The organism is Pseudoalteromonas sp. 31A1, from assembly GCF_011378815.1.
GTDB classification, from domain to species: Bacteria; Pseudomonadota; Gammaproteobacteria; order Enterobacterales; family Alteromonadaceae; genus Pseudoalteromonas; species Pseudoalteromonas arctica.
This window is the reverse complement of the sequence record NZ_WTKY01000012.1, coordinates 122,608-133,004: the sequence shown is the minus strand read 5'-3', so window position 1 is coordinate 133,004 and position 10,397 is coordinate 122,608. Positions and strand designations below refer to the sequence as shown.

Genomic DNA, 10,397 nt, shown 5'->3' with positions numbered 1-10,397 from the left:
TTTGGTCTTCTCCCTTTGATTATTGTAACCACTTTAATCATGGCACATAGATGCCGTATAGGGAGGAGACCATTACATCAGGTTAAATACTTTAGGGAATAAAAATGACAATTATACGACAGTAATACTAAAGCTAAATAACACACATAAAATTTAGGTATAAAAAAACCGCTTTTAAAAAGCGGTTTTAAAATTACTTATAAGTATTTTTAGCTTAACCTTTAACGGCTGCTTTAATTGCATCAATTGCTGTATCGATATCAATCATTAGCTTTTCACCTGTACGGCGGTTTTTAAGCTCAATTTTGTTTTCGTCAAGGTTACGCTCACCAATTACTAGCGTAAATGGCACACCAATGAGCTCCATATCGTTAAACATAACACCAGGGCGCTCTTTACGGTCATCAAATAACACATCAAGACCTGCATCTTTTAAACCTTGGTAAAGGTTATTTGCAATATCAGGAATACGATGCGATTTGTGCATGTTCATTGGAACAATTGCTAAATCGAATGGCGCGATTGATTTTGGCCAAATGATCCCGTATTGATCGTTGTTCTGCTCAATAGCAGCAGCAACAATACGTGAAACACCAATACCGTAACAACCCATAGTCATGGTTTGGTTTTTACCACCTTCGTTTAATACACCCGCTTTCATCGCTTCTGAGTATTTAGTGCCAAGTTGGAAAATATGACCCACTTCAATACCGCGTTTAATTTGTAAAACGCCTTGGCCACATGGGCTCATATCGCCTTCAACAATATTACGAATATCAGCAACTTCGTAATCAGTTACGTCACGATCCCAGTTAATACCGCTGTAATGCTCGTCGTCTTTATTAGCACCGGCAACAAAATCAGCAAGTATGTTAGCTGTTCTATCAACAATAATAGGCATTGATAAGCCCACAGGTCCTAATGAGCCAGGTTTTGCGCCAATAGCAGCAACAATATCTGCCTCTGTTGCCATTTCAAGCGGAGAGTCTACTAATGGGTGTTTTTCAGCTTTTAACTCGTTTAATTCGTGATCGCCACGCAGTACTAAGGCTACTAAACCACGTACTTCGTTTTCATCAGGCGTACCATAAACAATTAACGTTTTAACACCGCGATGTGGCTTAACACCGTAGTGTTTTTTAAGCTCGTTAATCGTTTTAACGTCAGGAGTAGGAAACGCTTTTAACTCTTTTGATGCTTCAGGGCGCGGCTCGCTTGGTGCCAGTGCTTCTGCTTTTTCAATATTAGCGGCGTAATCGCTGCCATCACTAAATGCAATGGCATCTTCGCCCGATTCAGCAAGTACATGAAACTCATGAGACAAGCTACCACCAATAGAGCCTGTATCTGCAAGTACAGGGCGGTAATCAAGGCCTAAGCGCTCAAAAATATTACAGTATGCTTTGTGCATTGCTTGATAAGTTGCATCTAAACATTCTTCACTTAAGTGAAAAGAGTAGGCATCTTTCATTGTAAATTCACGGGCGCGCATAACACCAAAGCGAGGACGACGTTCGTCGCGTACTTTAGTTTGTACTTGGTATAAAGTAACGGGTAGCTGCTTGTAGCTGCTTATTTCTTTACGTACGAAATCAGTTATTACTTCTTCGTGTGTTGGACCAAGTGCAAACGTACGATTATGACGGTCTGTAAAGCGCATAAGCTCAGGACCAAATTCATTCCAACGACCAGACTCTTCCCACAAATCAGCAGGTTGAATAACAGGCATTAGCATTTCAATGGCGCCAGCTTTGTCCATTTCTTCACGTACAATGTTTTCTACTTTACGTAGCACGCGTAAACCAGAGGGTAACCAAGTGTATAAACCCGAAGCGACGCGACGGATCATACCGGCTCTAAGCATTAACTGATGCGATACGATTTCAGCATCTGATGGCGTTTCTTTAAGTGTTGCGAGTATATATTGGCTTGTACGCATGTTTTTTCCGAAATAGAGTAATTATATTCTTTTAATAGAGCTTAAGTTTACCAGCGGATGCTTTTACACTAAAGCGCTAAGTGAGTTATTTAGTTTTTTTCTATGTTTGTAACTACGTTATGCGAGTCATTAACCTGCCAACGAATATTAAAGTTGTACAAAGTCATCCCATAGCTTTGCTCACCTTCTTTTTGTTTTTTGTATGCGGGGCGAGGATCTTGCTTTAATACATTGGCTATAAAATCTTGTAAGTCTGGGTACTGGGTTTGTGCATTAATAAACTCGATTGCTTGAGGGCTAAATTCAACCGTCATCTCGGTTTCTGGACGAGTATCGGCAAAACCAGCGCTGGCATCAGGCATAGAGTCTGAGTACGGCAAATACGGTTTTATATCAATAATCGGTGTGCCATCAAGTAAATCAATACCAGCAAGTAATAAACTAAGCTGGCCATTTTTATACTCAATACCTTCAAGCTTTACAGCGCTCATACCTATTGCGTTGGGTCTGAATGTAGCGCGCGTTGCAAATACGCCTTTTCGCTCATTACCACCTAAGCGAGGAGGGCGTACCATCGCTGAATAGCCTTTATCTGCTGTTTCGTGAAAACGAAATAACAACCATATATGAGTAAACTCATCGAGCCCGCGTACAAATTCTTCGCGATTAAAATCGGGGGCAAATATAAGCTTAGCTTTAGCTTGTGGCACTAAACGAGGTTGCCTAGGTATAGCAAACTTTTGTTTATAAGGAGATTCAATGTGGCCAATAGCCGAAATGGTGTAATCGCTCATAGTACTCGGGTACAAATAAAATAGAGCGCTATTCTACCCGCATTTAGCATTTATGGCATTAATGTAAGCAAGTTTATTGCGTATACCAATTTTATTAAAAATATGATTATTCTACTGCATTAAATAGCGCACTTACTTTGTTAGGAATTATTCATAGTTGACTGCATGGGTGCAGGAGGTAGAGCAATGCAGGGAGCAATTTGTAATAACAACTATATATTATAATTTTGCCTTGTTATTGCGTTATTTTCTTAGTGCTACAATAGAACAATTATTTAATGCACTTGGCATTATAGACCAAACGGTTTAAAGTTGTTTATTAGACTGATTGGTTTATCTTAATATATTTAAAAAGAGCCTAAAACAAAAAAGGTAAGCCCTTGGGCTTACCTTTTATACATGCTAAAGACTAATTAAAACATGTATTGAACTGATACAGATGCTACATCCATATCTGGGTCAATATCGTCATCAAGTTTATAACGTTCGTACTCTAAACGAAATTGAACATTTGTTGTAAGTGCATACTCAATACCTGCGCCGTAAAATGCATCACCACCATCTGTAGAGGCTGATACACTACCTACTGGTAAATCTTGTGTGTAATCTGCATCCCATTCAAGCCAACCGCCTTTTGCATACACAGAAAAGCTTTCTGTTATAGGGTAGCCCAAACGTGCGGCAAGCGATACGCCATCAATTTCAGCTTTGCTGTCTATATCACTTACTTCATCAAAGTTTTGATAAGCAAGCTCTAAGCTTAAGTACTCGTTAAATTGTGCACCAACGTAACCCTTAAGCATTTGTGCATCGTCGTCAAAGTCAGTGTCGTTGTCACTGTCTTCAAATTCAAAAGAATATTGACCGTAACCGATACCAGTATAAATACGTGGAGAATCGAAATCAGAAATGTCAGCGTGTGCTGCAGAGTTAAAACCCAGTGTTGCTAGTGCAATAGCTGAAAGAGAAAGTGTTTTAATCATTGAATAGCTCCTTTACAAAAAATAATCAAATGCTTGATTTCATTAATCAAACTTCAATTATCTACTTGCAGCGAGCGTGCCAATATTAAAATGAATTAAAAACACGCCTTAATTAATTCTTTTGTATTGGTTTTTACGGTATTTAGCGTGTTTTATAATCAAAGTGAACTTTTGTGTAATTGAGTACTCTAAAATAAGTTGTATCTTTTACAAAGTATAATGAGTTTTTTACATAGCCTGACTTTATTTAAACTAGTAATTACACTGTATGAAGCAAGTTTTCTGTTTCAATTGCTATTTCTTTCATTTTTATAGCGTAATTTTCTAATTTAATATCTTCTTCTGTTACAGCTTTAAACGAAGGCACTTCTATTGGGTAGCCCGTTTCATCCATTGCAATAAAGCTGATAACACAATGATTTGTTTCAACCATATTTTGTGTTTTTGGATCGCCACAACGCACTTGTATAAATATTTGCATGCTACTTCTACCCGTATGGGCAATTTTAGCTTCTACTTCGACTATTTGACCTACTAGAATAGGGCGTCTAAATTTAACACCCGCAACCGAAACCGTTACGCAGTAGTGACCACTCCAACCCGCAGCACATGCATAGCCTGCTTGGTCAATCCATTTCATGACAGCCCCACCATGAACTTTACCACCAAAATTAACATCGGTAGGCTCTGCTAAAAAACGAAAAACAACTTTTGACGACGGCATAGATAACACTCTTATTATTAAAACTACTATTAGCATAACGTAAAAAAGGGGCCGAAGCCCCTGCAATTTAGGATATGTTTATAATTTATATGTAAAAAACGTAGTTATATAACTATACAACGCATAATTTAGTTACATATTAGGATAATTTGGCCCACCAGCACCTTCTGGGGTTACCCAGGTAATGTTTTGGCTTGGGTCTTTAATATCGCAGGTTTTACAGTGCACACAGTTTTGGGCGTTAATAACAAACTCTTTATTGCCTGCTATTTCTTGTACTTCGTAAACGCCTGCTGGGCAATAACGCTGTGCGGGTTCATCAAATTTAACTAAATTTACGTTAATAGGAATTGACGCATCTTTGAGCTTTAAATGACAAGGCTGTGATTCTTCGTGGTTAGTATTTGATAAAAACACACTTGAGAGTTTATCAAAGCTAAGCTGCCCATCTGGTTTTGGGTACGCTATTTTGTCAGCGGCGTTAGCATCAACAAGGGTTGAATGATCGGGCGTATTATCTTTAAACGTAAATGGTAAACCACCATTAAAAATGTTTTGATCAAGCGTGTTATACGCACCACCTATAAATTTACCTAATTTGTGCATAGCAGGGCCAAAGTTACGAGATTGATATAACTCTTTATATGCCCACGATTGCTCAAACGCAGTTTGATAATTAGCTAAATCGGTATTTGCCAACTCATTTTGCAGCGCTTCAAAAATAACGTCAGCGGCAATCATTCCCGATTTCATTGCGGTGTGGTTACCTTTAATTTTTGCAAAATTAAGTGTGCCTGCATCACAACCCACTATTAAACCACCAGCAAAATGCATTTTGGGTAATGAATGTAAGCCGCCTTTGGCTATTGCACGTGCTCCGTATGCAACACGCTCACCGCCTTCAAGTACGCTTTTAAATACAGGGTGATGCTTCATGCGCTGAAATTCATCAAATGGACTTAAATGCGGATTTGAGTAATTTAAATCAACAATTAAACCAACAACGACTTGATTGTTTTCGCTGTGATACATAAATGCACCACCATTTGTGTCACCACTTAGTGGCCAACCTGTACCATGAACTACTTTGCCAAGCTCATGCTTACTTTCATCTATTTGCCAAATTTCTTTAAAGCCTAAACCGTAATGCTGTGGCGATGAATCTGCATCAAGCGCAAACTCATTAATTAGCTGCTTACCTAAATGACCTCGGCAGCCTTCTGCAAAAATAGTGTATTTTGCACGAAGCTCCATGCCGGGCATGTAACCATCTTTTTCATTACCGTCTTTATCGACTCCCATATCGCCAGTAATAATGCCTTTCACTGCTTTATCTTCAATTATTAAAGAGTGAGCACTAAATCCTGGAAATATCTCTACGCCTAACGCTTCTGCTTGCTCAGCAAGCCATCGACATACGTTACCCATAGACACAATGTAGTTACCGTCATTATGAAATGTTTTAGGCGTTGCAAAGTGGGGGATTGATGTCGCTTTTTGTTCGTTATTAAACCAATAAATTTCATCGTTAGTTACTTTTGTCGTAACAGGGGCGCCCAGTTCTTGCCAATTTGGTAGTAATTCATCCAAAGCTTTGGTTTCAAAAACCGCGCCAGAGAGTACATGTGCACCCACTTCAGACCCTTTTTCGACGACGCAGATCATGCACTCTTGTTGTTTTTCTTGTGCTAATTGCGCGAGTTTAATTGCACTTGAAAGCCCCGCAGGGCCAGCGCCAACAATTACTACATCAAATTCCATGGTTTCACGTTCGACCATAATAACCTCTTTATCTATGACGGACTTATTCGAATGTTTACTACGCATTTAAATAAGGTGTACAGCCTATTTTTAACCTTGCAAATTAAACGTTACAGACTGTGAATAGTTAAAGGTTATTTTAGGTTGACGTTTACGTCAACAGGAAGTAGTCTAATTTCATAAAATAAATAAGTTGACGTGCACGTTACCTTGTAGGTTTAAATAATTATGGAGTTCCTATGAAAGTTCTCGTACCAATAAAAAGAGTGATTGATTACAACGTAAAAGCACGCGTTAAAAGTGATAACAGCGACGTTGATTTAACTAACGTAAAAATGGCAATGAATCCGTTTTGTGAAATTGCCATAGAAGAAGCCATTCGCCTTAAAGAAGCTGGTACAGCCAGTGAAGTTATTGCTGTTACTATTGGTCCTAAAGCATCGCAAGAGCAATTACGCACAGCATTAGCACTGGGTGCCGACAAAGCCATTCACATCGAAACCGATGAAAAGCTCGAGTCACTCCATATTGCAAAGCTCTTGGCTAAAATTGTTGAGCAAGAGTCTCCTGAACTTATAATTTTAGGTAAACAGTCAATCGATTCAGATAATAATCAAACAGGTCAAATGCTTGCTGCGCTTACTAATCGTGGGCAGGGGACATTTGCATCCAAGGTTGTTATTGAAAATGGCAAAGTAAACGTGACCCGCGAAGTTGATGGGGGCCTGCAAACGGTAGCACTTAATTTACCGGCGGTTGTTACAACTGATTTACGCTTAAACGAGCCTCGTTACGCATCACTGCCAAATATTATGAAAGCCAAACGTAAGCCGCTTGAAGTAATAGCAGCTGATTCGCTTGGTGTTGATTTAACACCGCGTATTCAATTAATAAGTGTAGAAGAGCCAGCTAAACGTACCGCAGGAATTATTGTTGAAGACGTTGCACAGCTTGTAGAAAAATTAAAAACAGAGGCAAAGGTGATTTAAATGAAAACACTCGTAATTGCAGAGCACGACAACGGTGCCTTAAAACCAGAAACCTCAAAAACGATTAACGCTGCAGTAAAAATAGGTTTTCCTGTTGATGTGCTTATTGCAGGGAACAGCCTAAGCGCAATGAGCTCACAAGTGGCCAGCATTGATGGCGTAGCTAATGTTTTAGTTGCCGATAATAGTGTTTATGAACATCAGTTAGCTGAGAGCATGACCGATTTAGTTTTATCGCTTAGCGACACCTACAGCCACATTGTTGCAAGTGCAACGACAACAGGCAAAAACTTTATGCCACGTGTTGCTGCGTTATTAGATGTTGCGCAAATTTCTGAAATTATCGCAGTAGTGGACGCCGATACATTTAAACGTCCAATTTATGCAGGTAATGCAATCGCCACGGTTAAATCACTCGACAGTAAAAAAGTAATTACCGTACGTGCCAGTAACTTTGATTTACAAGGTGAGCAATCAGCTGCTGCTATAACAAGCATTGATACAGTGTCTGATTCGCAATTAAGTAGCTTTGTAAGTGTTGAACAAACAGAGTCTGAACGACCTGAACTTACGGCTGCCACTGTGGTTATATCGGGTGGTCGCGGTATGCAAAACGGTGAAAACTTTGCACTACTTAATGGTATTGCCGACAAATTGGGAGCAGCCATTGGTGCGTCGCGCGCAGCAGTTGACGCAGGCTTTGTACCTAACGATATGCAAGTAGGGCAAACAGGTAAAATTGTAGCACCTAATTTATACATTGCAGTAGGGATTAGCGGTGCTATTCAGCATTTAGCCGGTATGAAAGACTCAAAAGTAATTGTCGCGATTAATAAAGACCCTGACGCACCTATTTTTCAAGTTGCAGATTACGGGTTAGTGGCTGACTTATTTGAAGTACTGCCACAGCTCGAAAGTGCTTTATAGCGCTTAATTAAGCAAAATTTATTCTGGTTGAAAGCCGTGGTGCTCTTTGAGTGCTGCGGCTTTTTTATTCGGTAAATCAAAGACACAAAAAAACCAGCCAATTGGCTGGTTTTTAGTATTTATAAACGGCTAACTTAGTATTAGTAAGTTGCGCTGCCTTTAGTACGAGGGAAGGCAATAACGTCACGTACGTTGCCCATACCTGTTACATAAGCAACTAAGCGTTCAAAGCCTAAACCAAAGCCTGAGTGCGGCACGCTACCGTATTTACGTAGATCGCGGTACCAGCTGTAATCTTCTTTGTTTAAGCCCATTTCTTCTAAGCGTGCATCAAGTACATCAAGGCGTTCTTCACGTTGTGAACCACCAATGATCTCACCAATACCTGGTGCTACAATGTCCATTGCGGCAACGGTTTTACCGTCTTCGTTTTGGCGCATGTAGAATGCTTTAATGTCACGTGGGTAGTTTTTAATAACTACCGGTGCTTTAAAGTGCTCTTCAGCTAAGTAACGCTCGTGCTCAGACTGTAAATCTACACCCCATTCAACAGCGTACTCAAACTTTTTACCACAGTTTTTAAGGATCTCTACTGCTTCAGTGTAATTTACCTGTGCGAAGTCTTTTTCTACAAATTCTTCTAAACGCGTAATTGCGGTTTTTTCTACACGTTGTGCAAAAAATTCCATGTCATCACGGCGCTCTTCAAGTACGGCTTTAAACACATACTTAAGCATATTTTCAGCAAGTTTTGCGATGTCTTCTAAATCAGCAAACGCAACTTCAGGCTCTACCATCCAAAATTCTGCAAGGTGGCGTGATGTATTTGAATTTTCTGCACGGAATGTTGGGCCAAACGTGTAAATTTTTGACATTGCAGACGCGTAAGTTTCGCCATTTAACTGGCCAGATACAGTAAGGAATGCTTCTTTACCGAAGAAATCTTCGCTGTAATCAACTTCGCCTTTGTCTGTAAGCGGTAAGTTTTGCATATCAAGCGTAGACACACGGAACATTTCGCCAGCACCTTCACAGTCACTTGCCGTAATAATTGGCGTGCTGATCCAGTAAAAGCCTTGCTCGTGGTAAAAACGGTGAATAGCTTGTGCTAAACAGTTACGTACACGAGTTACCGCGCCAATCATATTTGTACGAGGGCGAAGGTGAGCGTGCTCACGTAAGTACTCAATGCTGTGGCGCTTTGCCGACATTGGGTATGAATCTGGGTTTTCTACCCAACCTAATACAGTCACTGTATTAGCTTGAATTTCGTAAGATTGACCTTGGCCAGCAGATTGTACTAAAACACCAGTAACCGACACAGAACAACCGGCTGTTAAGCTAGTAACTTCATCATAATTATTCAGTGAATTAGGAACTACCGCTTGAATAGGATCAAAACACGAACCGTCATGAACGGCTAAAAATGAAATTCCTGCTTTTGAATCGCGGCGAGTACGGATCCAGCCCTTAATTGTTACTTGGCTGTCTACCGCAACATTGCCTTTTAATAGCTCTGAAATCGCTAAATGGCTCATCTTCACTCCAATGATATAAGTTGCCTAACTATTTTATTTTAACTGTGCGCAGCACTCGGGCATAAATTGCACATAAACGGCGCTGCACTTGAACCCTGTATCTTACCTAGTAAAGTTGAATAAAAAAACTATTGTGGGCAACTCTTTAAAAGTTTTTATGCATGCGGTTTATTTTTAAACAGTTTTTAGAGTTTAATTACTACTATTATGATTTGTTGCTCTTAAATTTAATGATTTTGTGGCATTATTAACAAACAAATCAAATTAATATTTATTCACACTTAAAAAATCGATGCTATGAAACAAGTTTTTATTTTACGAGGACTACCAGGAAGCGGTAAGTCTTACTACGCGCAAAGCCTTGCTGACGAATTAGGTGGAGTTGACGAAAGCCAATACCTAATCTGCTCAACTGATGATTACTTTATTAATGAGCAGGGCGAATATCATTTCGATAAATTTAAATTGTCGCAATTTCATAATTTAAATTTAGCGCGCTTTATAAATGCACTTGCTCAAGGTATGCCATTGGTAATTGTAGATAACACCAATATTAAAAAGTGGGAATTTATAGCGTACTCGCAAGCCGCTATTGCTTTAGGCTATCAAGTAAAAGAAGTGATAGTGGGTGAAGTGAAAGATAAATCAATGCAGCACTTATATGCTAAACGTAATTCGCATAATGTCCCGCTTAAAACAATAAGTAAAATGGCCTACATGTTTGAGTGGTAATACTTAGAGT

The 10,397-nt window shown here is 39.5% G+C and carries 9 protein-coding genes; 3 read left to right on the top strand and 6 right to left on the bottom strand.

What is annotated here, in order from left to right; all coding sequences use genetic code 11:
- Positions 1-214: 214 nt before the first annotated feature.
- The 5 genes from GQR52_RS12575 to GQR52_RS12555 all read right to left on the bottom strand — a co-directional run bounded on the left by GQR52_RS12575 (position 215) and on the right by GQR52_RS12555 (position 6,219).
- On the bottom strand, positions 215-1,939 hold the full coding sequence (locus tag GQR52_RS12575) for a proline--tRNA ligase (protein ID WP_165728687.1): 1,725 nt from the start codon (positions 1,937-1,939) through the stop codon (positions 215-217).
- A gap of 89 nt (positions 1,940-2,028) precedes the next feature.
- On the bottom strand, positions 2,029-2,733 hold the full coding sequence (tsaA, locus tag GQR52_RS12570; protein WP_165728686.1) for a tRNA (N6-threonylcarbamoyladenosine(37)-N6)-methyltransferase TrmO: 705 nt from the start codon (positions 2,731-2,733) through the stop codon (positions 2,029-2,031).
- A 413-nt stretch (positions 2,734-3,146) separates the two neighbouring features.
- Positions 3,147-3,716 (bottom strand): outer membrane beta-barrel protein, encoded by a 570-nt coding sequence (locus GQR52_RS12565; RefSeq protein WP_165728685.1) that lies wholly within the window; start codon positions 3,714-3,716, stop codon positions 3,147-3,149.
- A 259-nt stretch (positions 3,717-3,975) separates the two neighbouring features.
- Positions 3,976-4,440 (bottom strand): acyl-CoA thioesterase, encoded by a 465-nt coding sequence (locus GQR52_RS12560; RefSeq protein WP_007586808.1) that lies wholly within the window; start codon positions 4,438-4,440, stop codon positions 3,976-3,978.
- Between the two features lie 132 nt (positions 4,441-4,572).
- Positions 4,573-6,219: an electron transfer flavoprotein-ubiquinone oxidoreductase gene (locus GQR52_RS12555; RefSeq protein WP_165728684.1), complete on the bottom strand. Its 1,647-nt coding sequence runs from the start codon at positions 6,217-6,219 to the stop codon at positions 4,573-4,575.
- A 221-nt stretch (positions 6,220-6,440) separates the two neighbouring features.
- Between GQR52_RS12555 and GQR52_RS12550 the strand changes: the two genes are divergently transcribed.
- Together GQR52_RS12550 and GQR52_RS12545 are read left to right on the top strand one after the other, a co-directional pair.
- The gene (locus GQR52_RS12550) at positions 6,441-7,190 is read left to right on the top strand and encodes an electron transfer flavoprotein subunit beta/FixA family protein (RefSeq protein WP_165728683.1); all 750 of its coding nucleotides are present in this window, start codon (positions 6,441-6,443) and stop codon (positions 7,188-7,190) included.
- Entirely contained in the window at positions 7,191-8,117 is a 927-nt protein-coding gene (locus tag GQR52_RS12545) for an FAD-binding protein (RefSeq protein ID WP_165728682.1), read from the top strand. It abuts the gene before it with no gap.
- A 140-nt stretch (positions 8,118-8,257) separates the two neighbouring features.
- On the opposite strand, the gene asnS is transcribed toward GQR52_RS12545, so the two are convergent.
- Positions 8,258-9,655 carry an asparagine--tRNA ligase gene (gene asnS / locus GQR52_RS12540; RefSeq protein ID WP_010552735.1) on the bottom strand — a complete coding sequence of 466 codons (1,398 nt, stop codon included), beginning with the start codon at positions 9,653-9,655 and terminating at the stop codon, positions 8,258-8,260.
- Positions 9,656-9,952: 297 nt separating this feature from the next.
- On the opposite strand from asnS, the gene GQR52_RS12535 reads away from it, so the two are divergent.
- Positions 9,953-10,387: an ATP-binding protein gene (locus GQR52_RS12535; RefSeq protein WP_165728681.1), complete on the top strand. Its 435-nt coding sequence runs from the start codon at positions 9,953-9,955 to the stop codon at positions 10,385-10,387.
- The last annotated feature ends 10 nt before the right edge of the window (positions 10,388-10,397 follow it).

Bases quoted from the DNA above. Each gene is read 5' to 3' on its own strand.
- GQR52_RS12575 (WP_165728687.1), bottom strand. From the start codon at position 1,939: ATGCGTACAAGCCAATATATACTCGCAACACTTAAAGAAACGCCATCA.
- tsaA (WP_165728686.1), bottom strand. From the start codon at position 2,733: ATGAGCGATTACACCATTTCGGCTATTGGCCACATTGAATCTCCTTAT.
- GQR52_RS12565 (WP_165728685.1), bottom strand. From the start codon at position 3,716: ATGATTAAAACACTTTCTCTTTCAGCTATTGCACTAGCAACACTGGGT.
- GQR52_RS12560 (WP_007586808.1), bottom strand. From the start codon at position 4,440: ATGCCGTCGTCAAAAGTTGTTTTTCGTTTTTTAGCAGAGCCTACCGAT.
- GQR52_RS12555 (WP_165728684.1), bottom strand. From the start codon at position 6,219: ATGGTCGAACGTGAAACCATGGAATTTGATGTAGTAATTGTTGGCGCT.
- GQR52_RS12550 (WP_165728683.1), top strand. From the start codon at position 6,441: ATGAAAGTTCTCGTACCAATAAAAAGAGTGATTGATTACAACGTAAAA.
- GQR52_RS12545 (WP_165728682.1), top strand. From the start codon at position 7,191: ATGAAAACACTCGTAATTGCAGAGCACGACAACGGTGCCTTAAAACCA.
- asnS (WP_010552735.1), bottom strand. From the start codon at position 9,655: ATGAGCCATTTAGCGATTTCAGAGCTATTAAAAGGCAATGTTGCGGTA.
- GQR52_RS12535 (WP_165728681.1), top strand. From the start codon at position 9,953: ATGAAACAAGTTTTTATTTTACGAGGACTACCAGGAAGCGGTAAGTCT.